The sequence below is a fragment of the Luteimonas terricola genome (assembly GCF_004352845.1).
GTDB classification, from domain to species: Bacteria; Pseudomonadota; Gammaproteobacteria; order Xanthomonadales; family Xanthomonadaceae; genus Luteimonas; species Luteimonas terricola.
Genome location: NZ_SJRX01000007.1, coordinates 154,215 through 177,386 on the forward strand (window position 1 = coordinate 154,215; position 23,172 = coordinate 177,386).

At 71.0% G+C, this 23,172-nt stretch carries 17 protein-coding genes, 1 pseudogene and 1 riboswitch; of the genes and pseudogenes, 10 read left to right on the forward strand and 8 right to left on the reverse strand.

Going from position 1 to position 23,172, the window contains the following annotated elements; translation table 11 throughout:
• Nucleotides 1–4 precede the first annotated feature (4 nt).
• On the reverse strand, nt 5–1,249 hold the full coding sequence (locus E2169_RS11710; protein WP_132986792.1) for an efflux RND transporter periplasmic adaptor subunit: 1,245 nt from the start codon (nt 1,247–1,249) through the stop codon (nt 5–7).
• Nucleotides 1,250–1,417: 168 nt separating this feature from the next.
• Here E2169_RS11710 and E2169_RS11715 point away from each other — a divergent pair, with 168 nt between their 5' ends.
• Both E2169_RS11715 and E2169_RS11720 read left to right on the forward strand, forming a co-directional pair.
• Nucleotides 1,418–2,626 (forward strand): efflux RND transporter periplasmic adaptor subunit, encoded by a 1,209-nt coding sequence (locus E2169_RS11715; RefSeq protein ID WP_132986793.1) that lies wholly within the window; start codon nt 1,418–1,420, stop codon nt 2,624–2,626.
• 1 nt (nt 2,627) lies between these two features.
• On the forward strand, nt 2,628–5,798 hold the full coding sequence (locus tag E2169_RS11720) for an efflux RND transporter permease subunit (RefSeq protein WP_132986794.1): 3,171 nt from the start codon (nt 2,628–2,630) through the stop codon (nt 5,796–5,798).
• A 16-nt stretch (nt 5,799–5,814) separates the two neighbouring features.
• On the opposite strand, the gene bioD is transcribed toward E2169_RS11720, so the two are convergent.
• On the reverse strand, nt 5,815–6,522 hold the full coding sequence (gene bioD / locus E2169_RS11725) for a dethiobiotin synthase (protein WP_132986795.1): 708 nt from the start codon (nt 6,520–6,522) through the stop codon (nt 5,815–5,817).
• Here bioD and E2169_RS11730 point away from each other — a divergent pair.
• The 3 genes from E2169_RS11730 (at nt 6,521) to btuB (ending at nt 9,631) form a co-directional block, all read left to right on the forward strand.
• Nucleotides 6,521–7,006 (forward strand): GAF domain-containing protein, encoded by a 486-nt coding sequence (locus tag E2169_RS11730; RefSeq protein WP_132986796.1) that lies wholly within the window; start codon nt 6,521–6,523, stop codon nt 7,004–7,006. The genes bioD and E2169_RS11730 overlap by 2 nt on opposite strands.
• Nucleotides 7,003–7,341 carry a TfoX/Sxy family protein gene (locus tag E2169_RS11735; RefSeq protein WP_132986797.1) on the forward strand — a complete coding sequence of 113 codons (339 nt, stop codon included), beginning with the start codon at nt 7,003–7,005 and terminating at the stop codon, nt 7,339–7,341. The genes E2169_RS11730 and E2169_RS11735 overlap by 4 nt, the downstream gene beginning before the upstream one ends.
• Before the next feature lie 42 nt (nt 7,342–7,383).
• A riboswitch (cobalamin riboswitch) is annotated at nt 7,384–7,632 on the forward strand.
• 124 nt (nt 7,633–7,756) lie between these two features.
• A complete protein-coding gene (btuB, locus tag E2169_RS11740) occupies nt 7,757–9,631 on the forward strand; it encodes a TonB-dependent vitamin B12 receptor (protein WP_132986798.1) in 1,875 nt (624 codons plus the stop codon).
• 121 nt (nt 9,632–9,752) lie between these two features.
• Here btuB and gph read toward each other — a convergent pair whose 3' ends face one another.
• From gph to E2169_RS11755, 3 genes are all read right to left on the reverse strand, one after another.
• Nucleotides 9,753–10,412, reverse strand: coding sequence for a phosphoglycolate phosphatase (gene gph / locus E2169_RS11745; RefSeq protein WP_132986799.1), 660 nt, complete (start codon nt 10,410–10,412; stop codon nt 9,753–9,755).
• 112 nt (nt 10,413–10,524) lie between these two features.
• Nucleotides 10,525–11,814 carry a sensor histidine kinase gene (locus E2169_RS11750; protein ID WP_132986800.1) on the reverse strand — a complete coding sequence of 430 codons (1,290 nt, stop codon included), beginning with the start codon at nt 11,812–11,814 and terminating at the stop codon, nt 10,525–10,527.
• Entirely contained in the window at nt 11,804–12,496 is a 693-nt protein-coding gene (locus E2169_RS11755; RefSeq protein ID WP_132986801.1) for a response regulator transcription factor, read from the reverse strand. Before E2169_RS11755 ends, E2169_RS11750 begins: the two co-directional genes overlap by 11 nt.
• Nucleotides 12,497–12,602: 106 nt before the next feature.
• Here E2169_RS11755 and E2169_RS11760 point away from each other — a divergent pair, with 106 nt between their 5' ends.
• The 5 genes and pseudogenes from E2169_RS11760 to E2169_RS11780 all read left to right on the forward strand — a co-directional run.
• The gene (locus tag E2169_RS11760; protein WP_132986802.1) at nt 12,603–14,315 is read left to right on the forward strand and encodes an ArnT family glycosyltransferase; all 1,713 of its coding nucleotides are present in this window, start codon (nt 12,603–12,605) and stop codon (nt 14,313–14,315) included.
• A gap of 79 nt (nt 14,316–14,394) precedes the next feature.
• Entirely contained in the window at nt 14,395–15,096 is a 702-nt protein-coding gene (locus E2169_RS11765) for a phosphatase PAP2 family protein (RefSeq protein ID WP_165942410.1), read from the forward strand.
• Nucleotides 15,093–16,757, forward strand: coding sequence for a phosphoethanolamine transferase (locus E2169_RS11770; protein WP_132986804.1), 1,665 nt, complete (start codon nt 15,093–15,095; stop codon nt 16,755–16,757). Before E2169_RS11765 ends, E2169_RS11770 begins: the two co-directional genes overlap by 4 nt.
• A 2-nt stretch (nt 16,758–16,759) precedes the next feature.
• Entirely contained in the window at nt 16,760–17,530 is a 771-nt protein-coding gene (locus E2169_RS11775) for a glycosyltransferase family 2 protein (protein WP_132986805.1), read from the forward strand.
• Nucleotides 17,527–17,817 (forward strand): annotated as a pseudogene (locus E2169_RS11780) (lipid-A-disaccharide synthase N-terminal domain-containing protein); the annotation flags it as partial. The gene E2169_RS11775 and the pseudogene E2169_RS11780, both read left to right, overlap by 4 nt.
• Nucleotides 17,818–17,837: 20 nt before the next feature.
• On the opposite strand, the gene dinB reads toward E2169_RS11780, so the two are convergent.
• From dinB to E2169_RS11795, 3 genes are all read right to left on the reverse strand, one after another.
• Nucleotides 17,838–18,905, reverse strand: a complete 1,068-nt coding sequence (gene dinB / locus E2169_RS11785; RefSeq protein ID WP_132986807.1) for a DNA polymerase IV — start codon at nt 18,903–18,905, stop codon at nt 17,838–17,840.
• A gap of 118 nt (nt 18,906–19,023) precedes the next feature.
• Nucleotides 19,024–21,729 (reverse strand): bifunctional acetate--CoA ligase family protein/GNAT family N-acetyltransferase, encoded by a 2,706-nt coding sequence (locus tag E2169_RS11790; protein ID WP_132986808.1) that lies wholly within the window; start codon nt 21,727–21,729, stop codon nt 19,024–19,026.
• 117 nt (nt 21,730–21,846) lie between these two features.
• The gene (locus E2169_RS11795; protein ID WP_132986809.1) at nt 21,847–22,845 is read right to left on the reverse strand and encodes an LLM class flavin-dependent oxidoreductase; all 999 of its coding nucleotides are present in this window, start codon (nt 22,843–22,845) and stop codon (nt 21,847–21,849) included.
• Nucleotides 22,846–23,172: the final 327 nt, after the last annotated feature.

Below are 23,172 nucleotides of genomic sequence, written 5' to 3' on the forward strand. Positions count from 1 at the left end.
GGCGTCAGCCCTGCGTGGAGGCGTCGTCGCCGGCCGCGGCGTCATCCGCTGCCGGTTGCGCTGCGTCGGGATGGGGGCCGGGCGGCGCTGCGGGTGCCGGCGTGGTCGCGGGGGTCGACGCCGGCGCTGCGCCGGGCGTGGCGGGTGCCGCGGGCGGCTGCCACGGCGTGGCGGTGGCGGGCTGCCCGACCTGCGCACGCTGGAGGCCCGAGACGACCACCCGATCGCCGGGGGCCAGGCCCGCGGTGACGATCCAGCTGCCGGCCTCGGCGCGGGCGGTGGTGATGTCCTTGCGCGCGACGGTGTCGTCGGCGCCGACCACCAGCACATAGGGGCCGGTGGCGTCGCGCTGCACCGCCGCCTGCGGCACCGTGAATACGCCGTGCTGCACGCCCAGCGTCGCCACCAGGGTCACATAGGTGCCGGGCAGCAGCCGGCGTTCCGGGTTGGGCAGGGTGGCGCGCAGCGACACCGCGCCGGTCTCCGGGTCCACGCTGTCGCCGGAGAAGTCCATCTCGCCCGCGTGCGCGTAGGCGCTGCCGTCGGGCAGCAGCACCTGCACCGCCACCGGACCATCGCGATCGAGCTGCATCGCGCGCACCTGGTCGAGTTCACCGGCGCCCATGCTGAAGTTCACGTACAGCGGATCGATCTGGTCGACCGTGGTGAGCAGCGTGGCCGTGCCCTGCCCCACCAGCGCGCCCTCGGTGACCTGCTGCTTGCCGGCGCGGCCGGAGATCGGTGCCCGCACGGTGGCGTAGCCGAGATTGATGTTGGCGCTCTCGACCGCCGACTGCGCCGCCTGCACGGCGGCGTTGGCGCTGCGTTCGGCGGCCAGGGCGTTGTCGAGGTCGGACTGGGAAATGAACTTCTGCGGCGCCAGGCTGCGCGCGCGCGTGGCGGCGGCGCCGGCGTTCGCCTGGTTGGCGCGCGCCTGCGCCAGCGCGGCCTGGGCCTCGCCGGCCGCCGCACGCAGCGGCGCCGGGTCGATCTCGAACAGCACCTGGCCTTCGGTGACGTCGCTGCCTTCCTGGTAGGCGCGACGCTGGACCACGCCGGGCACGCGGGCACGCACGTCGGCGCTGCGGTAGGCGGCGAGGCGGCCGACAAGATCACGACGCAGGGGCGCGTCCACCGGCTGCACGGTCACGACCCCGAGTTCGGGCAGCGGCGGCGTTTGCTGCTGTTCCTCGCCTCCGCAGGCCGCCAGGGCCGCGAGCAGGATCGGGATCAGGACGATGCGGCGCATGAGGGGTCCTTGGCGGGGGATTGTGAACCCGCAAGTATGGCATCGCTCTGCGTAGGCAAACGTGCAGGAAGTCAGGGCCGGACATGAGGATCGCTCGACTGGAGTGCCGGGGTTGAACACGGAACCCGGGAAGTTCACGATTTCCCTCCCTGCTGCGCCAGGATCCCCATGACCAGGCCCCCTTCCGTCCGCGAGCCCTCCGCGCGCCGGCGCATGTTCTGGATGCTGCTGATCACCCTGCTGGTGTTTGGCGGCGTGTTCGGCGTCAAGGCGGTGATGAATGCCGGCATGAACCGGTTCTTCGACAACATGCCGCAGCCGCCGGTGGCGGTGACCGCGTTCGAGGCGCGCAGCGAGCGCTGGAGCGACAGCGAGGAAGCCGTCGGCACTTTCGTTGCGGTCAACGGCACCGATGTCACCACCGAGGCCGGCGGCGTGGTCAAGGCCATCGAGTTCGAGGCCGGGCAGCCGGTGGAGGCCGGCGCCGTGCTGGTTCGGCTGAACACCCAGGGCGAGCTGGCCGCGCTGCGCTCGCTGGAAGCCGCCGCGCAGCTGGCCGTGGTGCAGCGCGACCGCTGGCGCGAACTCGGCCGCGACCGCCTGGTGTCGGCGGCCGAGGTCGACCAGCGCGCCGCGGACGCCGCCAGCACGCTGGCCCAGGCCGACGCGCAGCGCGCGCTGATCGCGCAGAAGGTCATCCGCGCGCCTTTCGACGGCCTGCTCGGCATCCGCCGCGTGAACCTCGGCCAGTACCTGAATCCCGGCGACCCGATCGTGAGCCTGCAGTCGCTGGACCCGATCCATCTCGACTTCACCCTTCCCGAGCAGCGCATGGGCGCGGTGCTCCCGGGCACGACCGTGCGCGCCACCGTCGACGCGCTCCCCGGCCAGGTGTTCGAGGGCGAGGTCACGGCGGTCGAGCCAGGCGCCGATGCCAGCACGCGCAACTTCCGCATCCAGGCCACCTTCGACAACGCCGCGCGCAACCTGCGGCCCGGCACCTTCGCCCGCGTGGGCTTCGACATCGGCGGGGAGCGCGAGGTGGTCGTGGTCCCGCAGACCGCGGTGAGCTTCAACCCGTATGGCAACGCGGTCTTCGTGATCCAGGACGCGCCGGCGGACCCTGAGGCCGATGCCGCCGCGAAGAAGGCTGCGGCCGAGGGCGGCCTGCCCGCCGGACCGCGCCTGGTGGTGAAGCAGCGCTTCATCCGCACCGGCCCCACCCGCGGCGACCTCGTGGCCGTCATCGATGGCCTCGAACCGGGCGATCGCGTGGTCACCAGCGGCCTGCTTCGGCTGCGCAATGACGCCCAGGTGACGATCAACGACAAGGTGCAACCGACCGCCGAGGCCGAGCCGGCGCCCGGGAACCGCTGAGATGAAGTTCACCGACACCTTCGTCAACAAGCCGGTGCTGGCGATGGTGGTCAGCCTGTTCATCCTGCTGCTGGGCCTGCGCGCGTTCTCCGAGCTCAACGTGCGCCAATACCCGGAACTGCAGAACGCCGTGGTGACGGTCAGCACCACCTACTTCGGCGCCGACGCCGACCTGATCCAGGGCTTCATCACCACGCCGCTCGAGCGCGAGGTCGCCAGCGCCGAAGGCATCGACTACCTGGTGTCGTCCAGCGCGGCGGGCGTCAGCGTGATCCAGGCCTATATCCGCCTGGATGCCGACGCCAACGAGGCCCTGACCCAGATCGCGGCGAAGGTGAACAAGCTGCGCGGGCAGCTTCCGGAGGAGTCGGAAGACCCCGTGATCGACCTGCAGCAGGGCCAGCAGGTGGCGGCGATGTACGTGTCCTTCGCCAGCGAACGCCTGAGCGACAACCAGATCACCGACTACCTGACCCGCGCCGTCGAACCGCGCATCGCCACCATCGAGGGCGTGCAGCGCGCGGACATCTACGGTTCCGGCGCGTTCGCGATGCGCGTGTGGCTGAAGCCCGATCGCATGACCGCGCTGCAGGTGACGGCCAGCGATGTGCAGGCAGCGCTGCGCTCGAACAACGTGCTGTCCGCGCTCGGCTCCACCAAGGGGCAGATGGTCAGCATCGATCTCACTGCCCGCACCGACCTGCGCACGCCCGAGGAGTTCCGGCAGCTGCTGGTGCGCGAGGAAGACGATGCGATCGTGCGCCTGGGCGACGTCGCCGACGTCGAGCTGGGGTCGGAGAATTATGGATCGTCCGTGCGCATCAACGGCGACGCGGCCACCTTCATGGGCATCTTCGTGTCGCCCGACGCGAACTCGCTGGACGTGATCGCCGAGGTGCGGCGCGTTTGGGACGAGGAGATCATCCCGCAGCTCCCCGAAGGCATCGAGGGCACGATCCCCTACGACAGCACCGAAGCGATCCAGGACGGCATCAACGAGGTCATCACCACGATCGTGGAAGCGGTGGCGATCGTGATCGTGGTGATCTTCCTGTTCCTGGGTTCGCTGCGCAGCGTGCTGATCCCGGCGATCACCGTGCCGCTGTCGCTGATCGGCGCCCTGTTCCTGATGCTGCTGATGGGCTTCACCATCAACCTGCTCACGCTGCTGGCGATGGTGCTGGCGATCGGCATCGTGGTGGACGACGCGATCATCGTGCTCGAGAACATCCACCGCCACATCGAAGAAGGGATGTCGCCCAAGGATGCCGCGCTCCTGGGTGCGCGAGAGCTGGCCTGGCCCGTGGTGGCGATGACCACCACCCTGGTGGCGGTGTACCTGCCGATCGGCTTCCAGGGCGGGCTGACCGGCGTGCTGTTCACCGAGTTCGCGTTCACGCTCGCCGGGGCGGTGCTGCTGTCGGGCGTGATCGCGCTGACGCTCACCCCGATGATGTGCTCGAAAATCCTCAAGCCGCACGGTGCCGGTGGCAAGGGTCGCCTGGAATCATGGCTCGATGCGCGCTTCGATCGCCTGCGCCACGGCTACCAGCGCCGGCTCGGCAGCGCGCTGGACACCCGCGGCGTGATCGCCGTCTTCGGTGCGATCGTCCTCGTGTCCTGCGTGCTGCTGTATGCGGTGTCGCCGAAGGAGCCGGCGCCGCTGGAGGACGAGGGCTTCATCTTCGCCATCGGCAGTGCGGATGCCTACACCACGCTCGACTACGTTGAACGCTACACCGAGGAGATGACCACGCTTGCACAGGAGGTGCCAGAAGTCGGAGACTTCTTCCTGTTCAACGGCGGCTTCGGCGGGGGCGGTGGCGCCAGCAACAGCGCGATCGCGGGCTTCGTGCTCAAGCCCTGGAGCCAGCGCGGGCGCTCCACCAACCAGGTGCTCCAGCAGGACCTGCAGCCGAAGCTGGCCAGCGTCACCGGCCTCAACACCTTCGCCCTGGTGCCGCCCTCGTTGCCCAGCGCCGGCGGTGACGGCGGCGGCGAATTCCTGGTGTCGGGCATCGGCTCGCTGGAGCAGCTGAAGGAACTCGCCGACGGCATCATCGAACGCGCCAACGCCAGCCGCCGCTTCATCTTCCTCGACACCGACCTGAAGATCGACAAGCCGCGCATCGAGGTCCACATCGACCGTGACAAGGCCGCCACGCTGGGCATCGACATGCGCACGCTGGCCGCCGACATGTCGGCGATGCTCGCCGGCGGCTACGTCAACCGCTTCGCGATGGAAAACCGCTCCTACCGCGTGATCCCGCAGGTGCAGCGTAGCGACCGGCTCAACGCCGACCAGCTGCGCAACTACTACACCCGCACCCGCGACGGCCAGCTGATCCCGCTGTCGACGATCGTGACGCTGGAGGGAAGCACGCAGCCCCAGTCGCTGAAACGCTTCCAGCAACTGAACTCGGTCGGCATCAGCTTCGCGCCGCGTCCGGGCGTGAGCAAGGGCGACGCGCTGCGCGTTCTGGAAGACGCCGCGGCCGAGGTCCTGCCGCAGGGTTACAGCGTCGACTACGCCGGCGAGTCGCGGCAGTTCAAGGAAGAAGGCGCCACGATGCTGGTGACGCTGGCCTTCGCCCTGGTGGTGATCTTCCTGGTGCTGTCGGCGCAGTTCGAGAGCTTCCGCGACGCGCTGATCATGCTGGTCACGGTGCCGATGGCGATCTGCGGCGCGCTGCTGGTGCTGAACGTCCTGGCGATGGTGGCCGGCGTCCTGCAGTTCAGCGGCATCGAGGCCTTCCCCGGGATGAGCATCAACATCTACACCCAGGTGGGCCTGGTGACCCTGGTGGGCGTGATCTCCAAGCACGGCATCCTGATCGTGGAGTTCGCCAACAAGCTGCAGGCCGAGCGTGGCCTTTCGAAGCGCGAGGCGATCGAGGAAGCCACGGCCATCCGTCTGCGCCCGGTGCTGATGACCACCGCAGCCCTGGTGTTCGCGATGATCCCGCTGCTGGTCGCCAGCGGACCGGGCGCCGCGGCGCGCTTCTCGATGGGTGTGGTGATCGCGGCCGGGATGACGATCGGCACTGCGTTCACGCTGTTCGTGCTGCCGGCGTTCTACCTGTACCTGGCGCGCGACCACCGCGCCCACGATGCAGAGCGTGCGGACGCTCAGCCGGACCCGGGGATGCGGCCGGCCGTGGACCGGGCCTGACCCGGTACATCCTGCCCTAGGCGTTGGCGACCGCCTCCGCCGCCGCGCCCAGGTGCAGCGCCAATGCGCCCGGGTGCGGCAATGGATCGACGTGCGGGACCACGCCCAGGCATGGCACGGCCAGCGCCGCGCGCAGCAGGTCGAGATACTCGTCGCGGCGGCCGAACGCGGGATCCACTGCGCAGCCGACCCAGCCCATCAGGCGGCAGCCGTCGGCGCTGATCGCGCGTGCGCTGAGCCTGGCGTGGCTCAGGCAGCCCAGGCGCAGTCCCACGACGAGCAGCACCGGCAGCCCGAGCGCGTGCGCGAGGTCGGCGTGCTCGATGCCGTCGGCCAGCGGCGACAGCCAGCCACCTGCGCCCTCCACCACGACCGCGTCAGCGCCGTCGGCCAGGCGTCCGTAGGCCATCCGTATCGGCGGCATCGACACCCGCGCGCCGGCGCTGCGCGCGGCCAGCTGCGGTGCGGTCGGCTCCGGAAGGGCCCAGGGGTTCACGTCTTCGTAAGCGGGCCGCGGATCGCCGGCGGCGGCCTGCAGCGCGAGCGCGTCCTCATTGCGCAGCCCCTGCGGCGTGGTTTCGCAGCCGGCCGCGACCGGCTTCATGCCCAGGGCACGCAGGCCGCGCGCGCGCAGCGCATGCACCAGGGCAACGCTGGCCACGCTCTTGCCCACGCCGGTGTCGGTGCCGGTCACCAGCACGCCCCGCGCTACACTCGTACTCATGTTCACCACGCAGATTCTAAGCGGCGACAAGCCGCAGCAGTACGCCCAGCTCGCCGCCCAGGCGCGCGCGCTCCTGGCCGGCGAGCATGACCGCATCGCCAACGCCGCCAACCTCTCGGCCCTGGTCTACCACGCGCTGCCGGAACTCAACTGGGTCGGCTTCTACTTCTTCGACGGCACCGAACTGGTGGTCGGCCCCTTCCAGGGCCAGCCTGCCTGCGTGCGCATTCCGCTCAGCCGGGGCGTCTGCGGTGCGGCTGCCCGCACCGGGGAAACCCAGCGCGTCGACGACGTCAACGCCGTTCCCGACCACATCGCCTGCGACGCCGCCTCACGCTCTGAGCTAGTGGTTCCGCTGTTCCACGAAGGCGCGCTGCTCGGCGTGTTCGATCTCGACAGTCCGGTTCCAGGCCGTTTCGACGTTGATGACCAGTGGGGAGTCGAGGAGATCGCACAGGTGTACGTCGAATCACTGGGTTTATGAGCGCGCAGCCGCTCAAGATGCGCAACATCGGGCCGAAGTCGGCCGCGTGGCTGCGCCAGGTCGGGCTGAAAACGCCCGAGGATCTCATGGAAGCCGGGCCGCTGGAGGCCTTCATGCGCATCAAGCGCGCCGGCTTCAAGCCCAGCCTCAACCTGCTGTATTCGCTTGAAGGCGCGCTGCGCGACTGCCACTGGCAGGACGTCCCCGATGCCCGCCGCGTCGAACTGGTGGCAGCGGCCGAAGCCGCGATCGCGGAACTGCCGCCGCCGCGCAATCGCCCGCCTGCAGGGCCGGTGACCACCACGATCATGCAGGAAGACGACCTCGACCTGTAGGCGACCGGCATTGCCCTTTGGCGCGGACATCGTCGATGCCTTAGACTGCGCCCACTTTCTGGTGACCCGAGGGGACTCCCCCAAGGGTTGAAACGGGAAGCCGGTGACCTCCGCCCGCCGCCAGGCAGGCGAAACACTCCGGCGCTGCCCCCGCAACGGTAAGCGTGGAACACCCCGGCAAACCGCCACTGTGCATCGCACGGGAAGGCGCCGGGGCCGGACGTAGTGGTCGAAACCGGCCGCATCGCCCATCCCGCAAGCCCGGAGACCGGCCCGAAAGACGACTGGTTGCGACGCGGAGGGCGTGGCGGCGGCAGCGCGCCGTGTTCCGCACGTCAACCTCCCGTCGGTATCCCCTGCACGCAGCCTCCACCGACACCGTCGCGCGGGCGTGCGCGGCGCATGGAGATACCGGATGAAACCGCAGTACCAGACTCTTTCCCTTGCCGTCGCGCTGGCCCTGTCTCCGATGGCCTGGGCCGGCGGCGGCATGCAGGCCACCGACCTCGACACCATCGTGGTCACCGCCACGCGGACCGCGATCAACGCCGAGGACAGCAACGTCCCGGTGCAGGTGCTCGACCGCGCCGTGATCGAACGCAGCCAGGCAAGCTCGCTGCTGGACCTGCTGCGCGGGCGCGCCGGCATCAACCTCGCCAACCAGGGTGGCCCGGGCAAGCTGTCGTCGCTGTTCATGCGTGGCGCCGAGTCCGACCACGTGCTGGTGCTGGTGGATGGCGTGCGCATCGGCACGGCGTCGGCCGGCATGGTGATGTTCCAGGACCTGCCGCTGGACCAGATCGAACGCATCGAAATCGTGCGCGGTCCGCGCTCCAGCCTGTACGGGTCGGAGGCGATCGGCGGCGTGATCCAGATCTTTACCCGGCGCGCGGGCAGCGGCCTGCGTCCGAACGTCAGCCTGGGCATCGGCAGCAACCACCACCGCCAGGCCAGCGCCGGCATCGGCCAGACCGGCGAGCGCGGCTGGTTCCAGGTCCAGGGCGCCTGGCAGCGCAGCGAGGGCATCGACTCCTGCCGCGGCACCGCCGAAGGCTGGGGTGCGGGCTGCTTCGCCGACGAGCCCGACCGCGACGGCTACCGCAACGCGTCGGTGAGCCTGCGCGGTGGCCGCAAGCTGGGAGAGACCGTGGACGTGGAGGGCCATGCGCTGGTGGCCGATGCGTTCAACGAGTACGACGGCAGCGTGTTCGGCGGCAACGAGTCCGACAACCGGCAGCAGGTGCTCGGTGGCCACCTGCGCTGGCGCCCGAACGACCGCGCCGACGTCAATGTCCGCATCGGCCGCGCCGACGACAAGGCCGACAACCACTTCTTCGACCACGCCAGCGGCGTGCGCAGCTTCGCCAGCAATTTCGGGAACCGGCGCAACACCGGGTCCGTGCAGGGCGACCTCGCCGTGGACGATGAGCACCTGCTCAGCGCCGGCGTCGACTGGCTGCGCGACGAGGTCACCAGCAGCACCGCGTTCACCGTCGACAGCCGCGACAACACGGGCGTGTTCCTTGCATACCAGGGCAGCTTCGACGCGCACAGCGTCGAGGCCAGCGTGCGCCATGACGACAACGAGCAGTTCGGTGGGCACGCCACCGGCAGCGTCGGCTACGGGTTCAAGTTCGGCAACGGTTTCCGCTTCACCGCCAGCGCCGGCACCGGCTTCAAGGTGCCGACGTTCAACGACCTGTACTACCCGGGCGGATGGGGCAACCCGGAGCTGCAGCCCGAAGAGTCACGGACGCTCAACCTCGGCATCGCGCAGTTCGGCAAGGGCTGGAACTGGACCTTCAATGCGTTCCAGACCGACATCGACGATCTGATCGGCTACGACACGGATTTCGCCCTGCTCAACGTCGACGAGGCGCGCATCCGCGGCGCGGAGCTGACCGGCTTCGCGTCGCTGGCGGGCTGGGACGTGAACGCGGAGATCAGCCACATCGATCCGCGCAACCAGAGCGCCGGCAGCAACCACGGCAACTGGCTGCCGCGGCGTTCGCGCAGCACCGCGCGGGTGGACGTGGACCGGGGCTTCGGCGATTTCCGGTTCGGGGTGAGCGGCTTCGGCAGCGGCGCGCGCCATGACGATGCCGCGAACCTGGTCCGGCTCCCGGGCTACGGCACGGTGGACCTGCGGCTGGAGTACGCAATCAGCAGCGAGTGGACGCTGCAGGCGCGGGTGACGAACGTGTTCGATCGCGAGTACGAGACGATCGCCTGGTACAACCAGCCGGGGCGCGAGTACGGGCTGACGTTGCGGTACCGGGCGGGGAAGTAGGCGGACTTCGAAACATCACCGGCGCCGTCGCTTGCTGGACGGCGGCGCCGGTGCCGATGTCGGATCACATGGGGCCCCCACATCAGGCTGTTCCCACAGGGGCCGCTCCCACAGGGAACTTTCAGGGCCTGGACAGGGCCGGCAGGGTGGCGAGGTCGTCGAGTACTGCCACCGCCCCGGCCTGCTCCAGGTCGAAGTCCCGCGGATAGCCGTGCCGCACCAGTACCAGGTCCATCCCGGCCGCGTGCGCGGCGCCGGCGTCGGCCTCGGAGTCGCCCACCATCAGGCACTCCTCCACCTGTCGCCCGTGCATGGCCACCAGGTGCAGCAGCGGCATCGCGTGCGGCTTGCGCTCGGGCAGGGTGTCGCCGCCGACGATGCCGTCGAAGTAACGGGTGATCCCCATCGCATCCAGCAGCGGGCGCACGTAGCGCTCGGGCTTGTTGGTGCAGATCGTCATCGTGACCCCATCCGCGGCCAGTGCATCGAGCGCATCCACCGTGCCGCGATACAGCCGCGCGTTGAGCAGCAGGCAGTCGCCGTAGTGGCGCATCAGCCGTGGCATCTCCTCATCGACCGTGTGCCTGCTGCCGGCGTGGCGCAGGGCGCTGTCGAGCAGCACGCGCGTGCCCAGGCCGATCCATGCGCGCACGGTTGCTTCGGGCTGGCGCGGGTGGCCGAGCTCGTCGAGCGTCCGGTTCACCGCCTCGGCGATATCGGCGGCGCTGTCGACCAAGGTGCCGTCCAGGTCGAACAGCACCAGCGGATACGGGAACGACATGCGGCATCTCCTCGGGCTGTGCGAACACCATTGTCGCCGCAGCAATGAGCGCGGGCCAGACCGGACCCTGTGCAACCTCGTGCAGGGCGCGATGGACGGCGTGGCGCGTTGCTCAGCCTGCGCCGTCGTCCACGCACGCCATCGACAGGTCCAGCCGCGTGCTCGTGCCCTGCCCCGGGCGCGACGAGATCTCGAGCGTCCACCCGAGGTGGTCGCACAGCCGCGAGATCAGCTCGAGGCCGATGCCGCCGCGTTCACGGCCTCCACCGCGGGCCATGCGTGCATAGATCGCGCTGATCTCCTCGGGCGTCATGCCATGGCCCGGATCGTCGATGACCACTGCGCCCGAATCGATGCGGATGCCGATCTCGCCGCTGTCGCTGTTCTCGATGGCGTTGCGCAGCAGGTTGCCGATCGCCGCCTGCACCACCGGCATCGGCGCCAGGATCTCGCAGCGCGCGGTCGGCTGCACGGCCAGCACCAGGCCCTTCTCGCTTGCCATCGGCAGGTGGTCGTCGACGATCTCCGGCAGCAGCTGTGCAAGGTCGATGCGGTCGCTGGCCCGGGCCAGGCGCCCGGGTTCCTTGGCCAGCACCAGCAGCAGCGCGATCAGGTGCTCGATCTCGCGGCTGGTGCGGCTGATGCGCGCGATCTGCTGGCGCGCGGGGTCCGGGATGCCGCGCTGGGCCGCGGCCAGCTCGGCGGCGCCTGCGATCACCGAGATCGGCGTGCGCAGTTCGTGGCTCATGCTGTCGATGAACACGCGCTCGCGCTGCACGTACAGCTCGTTGCGGGCGATGTAGTCGTTGAGCGCGTCGGCGATCACGACCAGCTCGGAGCTGGCGTCGTCGGGGAGTTCGATGCGCTGGCCGGTGCGGTCCGGTCGCAGGAGCGCGATGCGCTGCGCGAACGCGCGCAGCGGCCGCGTCAGCCGGTCGACGCCCCAGCCGATCGCCAGGCCCAGCAACAGCACCATCACCAGCATCGCAGCGAGCACGCTTGCGGCGACGTACACCTCGCGACGCTCGAAATCGCCGATGTCCAGGGCCAGCGCCCACGGCCGGCCGTCGACCTCGCGCACCAGCACCACCCACTCCTTGCCGTCGAACACGACTTCATCGTGCAGCCCGGGCGCCTTGCCGCGCAGCGCTTCGGGCAGCGGGGTGCGTGGGTCGTCCCCGAACAGCGACAGGGTCTCGGTGTCGACCCAGCGTTCGTCGGGCGACAGCGCGCGGCGGCCATCGATGTGCTTGAACTCGGCTTCCAGCAGCGACGTCCAGACCAGCTGCTCGGCATGTTCGTTGACGATGTAGCCATAGGCGAAGATCGCCGCCGATGCCAACACCGCATAGCCGACCAGACCCTGCACCATCCGCCGCCGCAGGCCATGCCTAGCCGCCATCGTCACCCCCCAGCGGCTCGCCCAGCCGGTAGCCGATGCGCGGCAGGGTATGCAGCAGCTTCACCGGCCACGCGCCGTCGATGCTGCGGCGAAGCTCGTAGACATGCGAACGCAGCATGTCGCCATCGGGGGGATCATCGCCCCACAGCGCCTGCTCGAGCCGCTCCCGCGTCACGGCCGCGGGGCTTGCGCGCATCAGCACCTCGAGCAGCTTCCGGCAGGCCGGGTACAGATGCAGCGTGCGGCCGCCGCGGGTGACGTCGAGCGTGGTCAGGTCGTAGCGCAGGTCGGCGACCTCGAGCACGCGGCCACGTTGGCGGCCGCCGGCGCGGGCAACCAGCGCTTCGATGCGGACCTCGAGTTCGGGCAGCTGGAAGGGCTTGGTCAGGTAGTCGTCGGCGCCGGCGCGGAAGCCCGAGATCTTGTCGGGCAGTTCGTCGCGCGCGGTCAGCATCAGCACGGGCAGGTCGTGGCCGGCTTCGCGCAGGCGCCGCAGCACCTCGCGGCCATCCAGCCGGGGCAGCATCCAGTCGAGCACCATCGCGTCATAGGCCTGGGTGGATGCCAGGTGGTAGCCCGTCGGGCCGTCCGGGGCGGCGTCCAGCACGTGGCCACGCGCCTCGAAATAATCGAAGAGGTTGGCGACCAGGCTCTGGTTGTCTTCCACCACCAACAGGCGCATGCGGACCTCCGTGACCACGACAGGCTGCGCGCCGCGACGTCGGAACGATGTCGGAACCGCAGGGCTTCCGACGATTCTCCCACGCGTCCGCGGCCACCATCCGCCCATGCCCAGCCTGCCGCCCACCGCCCGCCCGCCGTCCTGGTCCCGGCCACCGATCCTCCTGCTCCTTGTGGTGCTGTTCGCGCTCGCCGCCGGCATCGGCATGCGCGAGCCCTCCCCACCGGACGAGCCGCGCTTCGCGCTGGCGGCGCAGACGATGGTGGACAGCGGCGACTGGCTGGTGCCGCGACGTGGGCGCGAGGCCTATGCCGAGAAGCCGCCCGTGTTCATGTGGATGCAGGCCGCGAGCTGGACGCTGGTGCGCGACTGGCGCGTGGCCTTCCTCCTGCCCTCGCTGCTGGCGGCGCTGGCGACGCTGGCCCTTGTGCATGGCGCCGCAGGCCGGCTGTGGTCCCGCAGGCACGCGCCCTGGGCCGCGGGCGCGCTGTTCGTCTGCCTCCAGTTCGGGCTGCAGGCCAAGCGGGCGCAGATCGACATGGTGCTGGTGGCGCTGACCACGCTGTCGCTGTGCGCGCTGCTGCGCTACCTGCTTGAAGGCCGCGAGCGACGCTGGCTGGCGCTGGGGATGTTCGCCGCCGGGCTCGGCACGGTCACCAAGGGCGTGGGCTTCCTGCCGGTGCTGGTCCTGCTGCCGTGGCTGTGGGTGCGATGGCGGCGGCGAAGCCCCGTGAAACCCGCCGACCACGTGGCGGGCGATGCGCTGGCCGCCGGCGCCGGATTCGTGGCCGGCGCAGCGGTCTGGCTGGCGCCGCTGGGCCTCGCGCTGCTGCGCAATCCGGACCCGGCGCTGCAGGCCTACGCGCACGAACTGCTGTTCCGGCAGACCGGCACGCGCTATCTCAACGCCTGGCACCACGTGCAGCCGCCCTGGTACTACGCGCAGACGATCGCGACGCTGTGGCTGCCCGGCGTGCTGCTGCTGCCGTGGCTGCTGCCGGCGTGGTGGCGGCGCCTGCGCCGGGGCGACCCGCGTTACATCCTCCTGCTGGGCTGGGCGGCGCTGGTGCTGCTGTTCTTCTCGCTGAGCCCCGGCAAGCGCGAGGTCTATGTGCTCCCGGCGCTGCCCGCCGCCTGCCTGGCCGCCGCGCCCCTGCTTCCGGCGCTGCTGCGCCGGAGCGGCGTGCGCTGGGTGCTGTGCGGCTGGCTGCTGCTGGCCGGGGCCTTGCTGCTTGGCGCGTCCGCGAGCGGACTGGCGGACGCCGCCTGGGCCGCGCGCCTGGGCGAGTCCCGCGGCATGGCAGCGCCGGACATGCGCGTGTTGCTGTGGGCGCTTGGCGGACTCGGCGCCGCGGCCTGGGGACTGGCCGTGGCGCTACGCGGCCGGCGGATCGCGCTCGCACTCCTGCTGTTCACGAGCCTGGTGTGGGCGACCTACGGACTCGTGCTCGCGCCCGCGCTTGACGCCTCGAGTTCGGGTCGCGCGCTGATGCACGAGGTGGTCACGCGCATTGGCGCCGATGGCGAACTCGGCGCGATCGCCTGGCGCGAGCAGCACCTGCTGCAGGTCGAGCGCCCGATGGCCGAATTCGGCTTCCGCCAGCCCTTGCACCTGCAGTGGCGCGACGCGTTGGCCTGGGTGGGACAGGCTCCGGAACGGCGCTGGCTGTGGCTGCCGGAGGACGCGCTCGGCCCCTGTGTCGACCGTGCGCATGCGCAACACCTGGGCCGCGCCAGCCGGCAGGAATGGTGGCTGGTGCCTGGCACCGCGATCGATCCACTGTGCGACGCGCTTCCGTTCGCCCCTGCGGGCAATTAACGAAGCGCCAACTCCGTTCCAACGGCTCTCCGACAACGGCGCCCGGATCATCACGCTGCCCGCCCCGCCGATGCCAGCGATGCTTCCAGCCCCCACCACCATGCAGACCACGGTCCCGGATGCGCGCACCCGCGGCGCGGCGCGCACCTGGGCACTGCTGCCGTGGGCCCTGCTTCCCGCAGCGCTTGCGGCCCTCGCGCACGGGAGCACGATCGACACCGCGCTGGCCGATACGCTGTTCGCATGGGAGGGCCACCGCTGGGCGCTGGCCGACAACCCCATCGCCCGTGGGCTGCTGCACGACGCCGGCCAGATGGCGAGCAAGCTCGCGTGGCTGGGCGTGGTGCTGGCATGGGCAGCCACACATGCCGTCGGATGCTGGCGCAGGCATCGCCAGCCGCTTGCACGCCTCGCCGTGTCCGTCCTCGTGGCTACCGCGCTGGTCGCCACGCTAAAGCAACTCATGGCCGTGCATTGCCCCTGGGACCTCGTCCGCTACGGCGGCACCGCGATGGCCGGCGACGGCGGCGGCGCCTGCTTCCCGGCAGGCCACGCCGCCGCGGGCTATGCCTGGCTTGCGCTGGCGTTCGTGCCGGCGACCCCGTCCCGCCGTCGCATCGGGCTCGCCGCGGGGCTCGGGGCCGGCCTGGTATTCGGCATCGACCAGCAGCTGCGCGGTGCGCACTTCCTGTCGCACGACCTGTGGTCCGCGGCCCTGTGCTGGATGGTCGCGGTGGTCGTGGCTGGTCTGTGGCCGACGCCGTCGGAGACCGCGCCATGAGCGTGGTCACACTGCCGCTGCAGCGCACGCAGCATGCGGTCGACCGGCTGCGCGCCTGGCGGCCGGCGATGACGACGGACGTCCTGGCGCTCTGGGCCAGCCTGTACTTCACCGTCGCCTGCAACATCCCGTTCTGGCGCGCGGTGCTCGCGACCGGCGCACTGACCGGCGCCTCCGGCGCGCGCGCGGCGGCCTGTCTGTTCGTGCTCGTGTTCGCGCTGCAGGCCTTCCTGCTGTGCGTGCTGCTGCACGGCCGCCTGGCCAAACCGGTGCTCGCCCTGCTGCTGGTGCTGGCGGCCTCGGCCGCCCACTACATGCGCGTGTACGGCATCTATTTCGACACCGACATGGTGCGCAACATCCTGCATACCGACGCCCGCGAGGCCGGCGAACTGCTGGCCTGGGGCCTGCTGCCGACGGTGTCCGTGCTCGCCGGCCTGCCGCTGCTGGTGCTGGCGCGCATCCAGCTGCAGCGGCGGCGGCCGGCGCGCGCGGCCCTGTCCCGCCTGGGGTGGCTGCTTGCGCTCGCGCTGATCGCCGCCTCCAGCGCGCTCGCGGGATTCCAAGACCTGTCGGCGCTGATGCGCAACAACCGCGAGCTCCGGCACCTGATCACGCCGGGCAACATCGTGGTCGCGACCGCCACCATCGCGCGTGGCGAAGGCGTGGCGGCGCACGGTCCACGGCGGGTGCTGGGCCTGGATGCAGTCGTCGCCGCACGTCCTGAGGATGCGCGTCCGCGCCTGCTGGTGCTGGTGATCGGGGAGACGGTGCGGGCGCAGAACTGGGGCTTGAACGGATATGCCCGCCAGACCACGCCGCGGCTGGCCGACTCCGACGCGATCAACTTCGCCGATGTCTCCGCCTGCGGCACCAGTACGGAGGTTTCCTTGCCGTGCATGTTCTCGCCCGATGGCCACGCCGGCTACGACAAGGCGCGCCTTGCGAACTCGGAATCGCTGCTGCACGTGCTGGAGCACGCCGGCGTGCACACGCTCTGGCGCGACAACCAGTCGGGATGCAAGGGCGTCTGCGCCGGCCTGGCCTTCGAGTCGACGCGCACCGGGCCCACGACCGGCTGCGGTGCGCACGGATGCCATGACGAGGTGCTGCTCGACGGCCTGGACGCCGCCATCGACCGCTGGCCGGGCGACCAGGTCATCGTCCTGCACCAGGTCGGCAGCCATGGCCCGGCCTACTACCGGCGCGCGCCGGAACGGCTGCGGCGCTACACGCCCACCTGCGACACCGACGACCTCGGCCAATGCAGCCGCGAGCAGGTGGTGAACAGCTACGACGACGCGGTGCTCGCGACCGACGACCTGCTGGCCGAGGCCATCGCCCTGCTGGCCCGCCGCGACGACCGCGACAGCGCGCTGCTCTACATATCCGACCACGGCGAGTCCCTCGGCGAGAACGGCCTGTACCTGCACGGCCTGCCGTACGCGATCGCGCCGGACACGCAGAAGAAGGTGCCGATGGTGGCCTGGCTGTCGCCGGGCATGGCCGCGGCCCGCAACGTCGCACGGGAATGCCTGCAGCAGCGCGCGGGCAAGCCCACCAGCCATGACGACCTCTTCCACTCGGTACTTGGCCTGCTCGAGGTGCGCACCGCGCTCTACGACGGCAGCCACGACGTCTTCTCCGGATGCAGCACATGACCATGAACATTCCCCGCCAGCGCGGCCCATGGGCACCCGCACTCAGCGTCGTGGTGCCCGCCTACAACGAAGCCGCCAACCTGCCCGCGCTGCTCGACGAGATCGACGCGGCACTGCGCCACGTCGACCACGAAATCATCTGTGTCGACGACGCTTCGGACGACGGCACCGATGCCGTGCTCGCGGCCTGCGCCGCCACCCGGCCGCACCTGCGCGTGCTCCGCCACCGCCGGCGCAGCGGGCAGAGCGCCGCCCTGCGCAGCGGGGTCAAGGCGGCGCGCGCGGCCTGGATCGCCACGCTCGACGGCGATGGCCAGAACGATCCCGCCGACCTGCCCCGGCTGCTGCAGGCGCGCGCCGATGCCGCGGCCGACGTGCGGCTGTTCGCCGGCTGGCGCGTGAAGCGCGAAGACTCCGCCAGCAAGCGCTGGGCCTCGCGCTTCGCCAACACCGTGCGTGCGCGCCTGCTGCACGATGCCACCCCCGACACCGGCTGCGGCATCAAGCTGTTCGCACGCGACGCGTTCCTCGACCTGCCGGCCTTCGACCACATGCACCGCTACCTGCCGGCGCTGATGCAACGCGCGGGTTGGCGCACGCTGAGCGTGCCGGTCAACCACCGCCCGCGCCTGCACGGCCGGAGCAAGTACGACAACCTGGGACGCGCGCTGGTCGGCATCAGCGACCTGCGCGGCGTGCTGTGGCTGCTGCGGCGCGGTGCCTGCGCCGTGGCCGATGAACGCATCGCACGTGACGTGGAGGTATTGCCATGAACGAGACCATCGCCGCGCTGGCTTGGACCGGTGTCGCAGTGACGCCGTGGAAGCTGATCGGACTCTTTGGCGCGATGCTGTTCGGGGCGCGCTGGCTGGTCCAGTTCGGAGCGTCCCGGCGGGCCGGACGCGCCGTGGTGCCGCGCAGCTTCTGGATCATCAGCCTCTGCGGCAGCGGGCTGACGCTGTCGTACTTCATCTTCTCGGAGAAGCAGGATGCGGTCGGCGTGCTGCAGAACCTGCTGCCGGCGCTGACTGCCGCCTACAGCCTGTGGCTGGAGCTGCGGCCCGCGCGCCCGGGCGTGCCTCAGCAGGAATCGAACAGCGGCGCCTGGAGCGGCGAATCTTCCGGATCGCGGAAGCCGGCCAGCCCGACGCCGGCCAGCCGGTAACGGGTCGACGCCGGCAGCTGCACGCGGTCGCGCAGCGCCAGCGCGATCGCTGTGAACTCGTCCAGCGATGCCGGCGGCGCGTCCGGCGTGTGGCTGCGGGTGAGGATGCGGAAGTCCGCCGTCTTCAGCTTCAACACCACTGTTCGCCCCACCCGCGGCGTCTTGCGCGTGGCCTCCCAGGCCTTTCCGGCCAGGCGCCGGAGCGCATCCTCGAACGCATACAGCGTGAGGTCGTGCTCGAAGGTGTCCTCGGCCGAGATCGACTGCACCGGCTGGTCGGGCTCCACCGGGCGCTCGTCGATGCCGCGCGCGCGCCGATACAGGCCCGCGCCGAAGCTGCCGAAGCGCGCCTGCAGTTCTTCCAGCGCCACGGTGCGCAGGTCGGACACGGTGGCCACGCCGATGTCGGCCAGCTTCTTCTCCATCACCTTGCCCACGCCCGGGATCCGGCCCACCGGCAGCGGGGCGAGGAAGGCATCCACCTGCGACGGCCGCACCACGAACAGCCCGTCGGGCTTGTTCCAGTCGGACGCGATCTTGGCGATGAACTTGTTCGGCGCGACGCCTGCGGATGCGGTCAGTCCGGTGGCCTCGCGGATCTCGGCGCGGATCGCCTGCGCGGTCGCGGTCGCGCTGGGCGACGGCAGCTTCGGTTGGGTGACGTCGAGATAGGCCTCGTCCAGCGACAGCGGCTGCACCAGGTCGGTGTGGCGCAGGAAGATTTCGCGCACCTGTTTCGAGGCCGCCTTGTAGCGCGTGAAATCGGGGGGCACGAACAGGGCTTCCGGACACAGGCGCTCGGCGCGCGCGGCCGGCATCGCAGAACGCACGCCGAACACGCGCGCTTCGTACGACGCCGCGACCACCACCGAACGCGCGCCGCGCCAGGCCACGACCACCGGCCGGCCGCGCAGCGAGGGATCGTCGCGCTGCTCCACCGACGCGTAGAAGGCGTCCATGTCGACGTGGAGGATCTTGCGCATCAGCGGATTATCCCGCAGCCGCGCCCGAAGGACCCTCTGGCAGCCGAAGGAGCCTGTGGGACCTGTGGGAGCGGCTCCCACATGGCGCTTCCACATGTCTGCTCTTGCCGCGCCGCTACTACAGCGAGTGCGGGCCATCCACCGGCAGCTCCACCAGCATCAGGCTGCCATCCTCGGGGTCCGGCACCACCCTGAAGCCGAGCCGCCGGCACATGGCGAGCATCGTGATGTTCTCGCGCAGCACCTGTCCTTCGATGGCTTCCAGGCCCATCCAGCGCGCGACTTCGATCATCTCCTGCATCAGCCGCCAGCCCAGGCCCGCGCCCTTGAGGTCGGAGCGCACCATGATCCCGTACTCGCCGCGCCTGAAGTCGGAGTCGGCAAGCAGGCGCACGGCGCCGAGCATCTCGCCCGACTCCACGTCGATCGCCACCAGCGCCATCGAGCGCGCATAGTCCAGCTGCACCAGGCGGGCGATGAAGTCGTGGCTGAAGTCGCGCACCGCGCGGAAGAAGCGCAGGCGCAGGTCCTCGGCGCTGACGCGTTCGAAGAAGCGGCGGAACATCGCGTCGTCTTCGGGGCGCACCGGGCGCACGAAGGCCGTGCGGTCGTTGGACAGCACCAGCGTGCGCTCGAGCTCGGTCGGATACGGGAACACCGCGAAGCGCGGGTGGCCGCGGCCGCGGTGCAGGCGCGTCGACGGCGCCACCGCGATGCGGGCATCGAGCGCGATCGCGCCCGATGCATCGGCCAGCAAGGGGTTGATGTCGACCTCGCGCACCTCGGGGATGTCGGCGGCCAGCTGTGCAAGCTTCACCAGCACCAGGGCAAGTGCGCGCTCGTCCGCGGCGGGCACGTCGCGGTAGGCGCGCAGGATGCGCGAGACCCGGGTGCGGGCAATGAGCTCGTGCGCCAGGCGCAGGTCCAGCGGCGGCAGCGCCAGGGCCTTGTCATCGATCACTTCGACCGCCGTGCCACCGCGGCCGAACACCACCACCGGCCCGAACACGGGGTCGTCGGCGATGCCGGCGATCACCTCGCGCGCCTTCGTGCGCAGCACCATGGGGTGCACGCTGACGCCATCGACGCGGGCATCGGGCCGCAGCCGGCGCGCGCGGGCCATGATGTCCGCCGCCGCCTCGCGTACGGCCGCGGCACTGCCCAGGTGCAGCCGCACGCCGTCGACGTCCGACTTGTGGACGATGTCGGGCGATAGCACCTTGACCGCCACCGTGCGTCCGGCATCGAGCAGGGGCTGCGCGGCGCGGGCCGCGGCTTCGGCATCGGCCGCGATGTCCGGCATCGGGATCGCGATGCCGTAGGCGGCGAGCAGCTGCGCGGTGTCGCGCGGATCCAGCCATTCGCGCCCCCCGGCCAACGCCGCATCGACGATCGCCTGCGCGGCCGCGCGATCGACACCGAAGCCCTCCGGCAGGCTCGGCGGCGTCTCCATCAGCGCCGCCTGTGCCTCGCGGTGGCGCACTAGGTACATGAAGCCGCGCACGGCCTCGGCTTCGTTGGCATACGTCGGCACACCGGCGGCGCCCAGCAGGTCGGCGGCGCCGTGGCCATTGCCCAGCCACAGCGCCAGCACCGGCTTGCGCGGCGCGCCGCGCGGCCGCTCCTTGAGCACGCGCACCGTGGCCTCGGCCGTGTCATGCGGATCGGACAGCGCGGTCGGGACGTTGACGACGAGCACGGCGTCATTGCCGGGGTCGTCGAGCAGCGCTTCCAGGCCGGCGGCATAGCGCGGGCCGTCGGCATCGCCGAGCAGGTCGACCGGATTGGCGCGCGACCAGCCGCGCGCGAGCCCGGCGTCCAGCCGCTCGACGGTGTCCGGCGAGAGCTTCGCGGGCTCGCCACCCAGGTCCTGCAGGCGATCGAGCGCGAGCAGGCCGGTGCCGGCGCCGTTGGTCAGCACCGCCAGCCGCCTGCCCGGCACGCTGCCCAGGTGCGACAGCGTCTCCGCGGCCGCGAACAGCTCGTCGAGCGCGTTCACGCGCAGCAGGCCGGCGCGGCGGAAGGCGGCGTCATAGACATGGTCCGGCGTCGCGAGCGCGGCGGCATGGCTGGTCGGCGGCCCGGGCCGGCGGACGTGGCGACCGGGGCGCACCACCACGACCGGCTTGCCGCGCGCGGCCGCGCGCGCCGCGGACAGGAACTTGCGCGCATCGCGCACGTGCTCGAGATACAGCAGGATCGCGCGCGTATGGCGGTCGGTTGCGAACCAGTCGAGCAGGTCGGCGAAGTCGACATCGACGGCGTCGCCCAGCGAGACCACGCCGGAAAACCCGAGCCCGCGCTCGCGCGCCCACTCGATCATCGCCGCGCCGACAGCCCCGGACTGCGAGATCAGCGCCAGGTCGCCCGGCGGCGGCCGGTGCGCGGCGAAGCTGGCGTGCAGCTTCGCGTGCGGCGCGATCACGCCCAGGCAGTTCGGCCCGACCACGCGCAGGCCGCGCGCACGCGCGATGGCCGCAAGCGCGGCGTTGTGCGAGCCCTCCCCCTCGCCCATCCCGCGCGTCAGCACGATCACCGCGCGCGCGCCTGCGTCGGCCGCTGAAGCCGCCGCGCGGGCCACCGCCGCCGGCGGCGTGGCGATGATCACCAGCTCCGGCGCGAACCCCAGCTCTGCCAGGCGGGGCGCGGTGACCACGCCCTCGATCCCGGGATAGCGCCGGTTGACCACGCCGACCCGCCCCGGGAAGCCACCGTCGATGATCTGGCGCAGCACCAGCCGACCGAGCGAACGCTCGCGCGGGCTGGCGCCCACCAGGGCCAGCGAGGCCGGGGCAAAGACGGATCCGAGTGCGTAGGTACCCATTGTCGACGGGCTGCGTGCGGGGCCCCGACGATATCACCGGCCGGCGACGGGCCTGCACTGGATTTCGCGGCGACGCGCTCGAGGCGCGTCCGCGCACTCAGGCGATCGAGTCGAAGCTCATGGCCTGACGTCGGCGATGATGCCGAACGAGCGCTGGCGCAGCGCCGGATCGAAGATGTCCGACACCACCATCAGCTCGTCGGCGCCGGTGCGCTCGACGAACGCGCGCATGCCGGCGCGCACCGTGTCCGGGCCACCGACAATGCTGCAGGCGAGCATCTGCGAAGCCTGCAGCTTCTCCTGCGGCGACCAGTAGGCTTCGATGTCGGCGATCGGCGGCTGCGTCAGGTTGCGCGCGCCGCGGAACATGTCGGCGAACGACATCTGCTGCGACGTGGCCAGGAAGCGCGCCTCCTCGTCGGTGGGCGCGGCGATGATGTTCACGCCGACCAGCGCGTAGGGCTTGTCCAGCTGCGGCGAGGGCTTGAAGCACTCGCGATACACCTGCAACGCCTGGTCCAGCGCCTGCGGCGCGAAGTGCGAGGCGAAGCCGTAGGGCAGGCCCAGCTCCGCCGCCAGCTGCGCGCCGAACAGGCTGGAGCCGAGGATCCACAGCGGCACCTCGGTACCGGAACCCGGCACGGCTTCGATCCGCTGGCCTTCGCGCACCGGTCCCAGCCAGGCCTGCAGCTCCAGCACGTCCTGCGGGAACTGATCGCTGCTGGCGGGATCACGGCGCAGCGCGCGCAGCGTCGTCTGGTCGGTGCCCGGCGCGCGGCCGAGCCCGAGGTCGATGCGGTCCGGGAACAGCGTGGCCAGCGTGCCGAACTGCTCGGCGATGATGTACGGCGCGTGGTTGGGCAGCATGATGCCGCCGGCGCCGACGCGGATGGTGCTGGTGCCGGCCGCGACGTGGGCGATGACCAGCGAGGTCGCCGCGGTGGTGACCGCGGGCATGTTGTGGTGTTCGGCGATCCAGAACCGCGTGTAGCCGAGGCCTTCGGCGTGGCGCGCCAGGTCGCGCGCGCCGTCCAGCGCGCTGCGCCGGTCGGAGCCCTGGCTCACGCGCCCGAGTTCGAGGATGGAAAGTGCGATATCGCCGCCGGCAGTCGGCATCGGGAAGCCTCCGTGCGCGACGGCGCCAGCGGCCCGTGTGCCGGTGCGTCCGCGCGCCTGCCGATGATACAAGCGCCTGCGCGACGCCCGCGGACACGGTTGGCACGCAGTGTCCGACCTGCGCGCAGGCCGCTCTTTTCAGGTTCATCTCCCATCTCCTGGGAAACGGTTTCGACGAGAAGTGTCTGCTTCTTTCGCTACGCCTTGTCGTGACCTGGAGGGCCCCGCCGCGGCCGGGAGGCCTTCGCGGCTCATGTCCCCCGGCATCCGCCTGGCGGCGGATGCCTCCTCCTTGACTTCCCCGCGAAGGCCTCCCGGCCACGGCGG

Bases quoted from the DNA above. Each gene is read 5' to 3' on its own strand.
- E2169_RS11710 (WP_132986792.1), bottom strand. From the start codon at position 1,249: ATGCGCCGCATCGTCCTGATCCCGATCCTGCTCGCGGCCCTGGCGGCC.
- E2169_RS11715 (WP_132986793.1), top strand. From the start codon at position 1,418: ATGACCAGGCCCCCTTCCGTCCGCGAGCCCTCCGCGCGCCGGCGCATG.
- E2169_RS11720 (WP_132986794.1), top strand. From the start codon at position 2,628: ATGAAGTTCACCGACACCTTCGTCAACAAGCCGGTGCTGGCGATGGTG.
- E2169_RS11730 (WP_132986796.1), top strand. From the start codon at position 6,521: ATGTTCACCACGCAGATTCTAAGCGGCGACAAGCCGCAGCAGTACGCC.
- bioD (WP_132986795.1), bottom strand. From the start codon at position 6,522: ATGAGTACGAGTGTAGCGCGGGGCGTGCTGGTGACCGGCACCGACACC.
- E2169_RS11735 (WP_132986797.1), top strand. From the start codon at position 7,003: ATGAGCGCGCAGCCGCTCAAGATGCGCAACATCGGGCCGAAGTCGGCC.
- btuB (WP_132986798.1), top strand. From the start codon at position 7,757: ATGAAACCGCAGTACCAGACTCTTTCCCTTGCCGTCGCGCTGGCCCTG.
- gph (WP_132986799.1), bottom strand. From the start codon at position 10,412: ATGTCGTTCCCGTATCCGCTGGTGCTGTTCGACCTGGACGGCACCTTG.
- E2169_RS11750 (WP_132986800.1), bottom strand. From the start codon at position 11,814: ATGGCGGCTAGGCATGGCCTGCGGCGGCGGATGGTGCAGGGTCTGGTC.
- E2169_RS11755 (WP_132986801.1), bottom strand. From the start codon at position 12,496: ATGCGCCTGTTGGTGGTGGAAGACAACCAGAGCCTGGTCGCCAACCTC.
- E2169_RS11760 (WP_132986802.1), top strand. From the start codon at position 12,603: ATGCCCAGCCTGCCGCCCACCGCCCGCCCGCCGTCCTGGTCCCGGCCA.
- E2169_RS11765 (WP_165942410.1), top strand. From the start codon at position 14,395: ATGCTTCCAGCCCCCACCACCATGCAGACCACGGTCCCGGATGCGCGC.
- E2169_RS11770 (WP_132986804.1), top strand. From the start codon at position 15,093: ATGAGCGTGGTCACACTGCCGCTGCAGCGCACGCAGCATGCGGTCGAC.
- E2169_RS11775 (WP_132986805.1), top strand. From the start codon at position 16,760: ATGAACATTCCCCGCCAGCGCGGCCCATGGGCACCCGCACTCAGCGTC.
- dinB (WP_132986807.1), bottom strand. From the start codon at position 18,905: ATGCGCAAGATCCTCCACGTCGACATGGACGCCTTCTACGCGTCGGTG.
- E2169_RS11790 (WP_132986808.1), bottom strand. From the start codon at position 21,729: ATGGGTACCTACGCACTCGGATCCGTCTTTGCCCCGGCCTCGCTGGCC.
- E2169_RS11795 (WP_132986809.1), bottom strand. From the start codon at position 22,845: ATGCCGACTGCCGGCGGCGATATCGCACTTTCCATCCTCGAACTCGGG.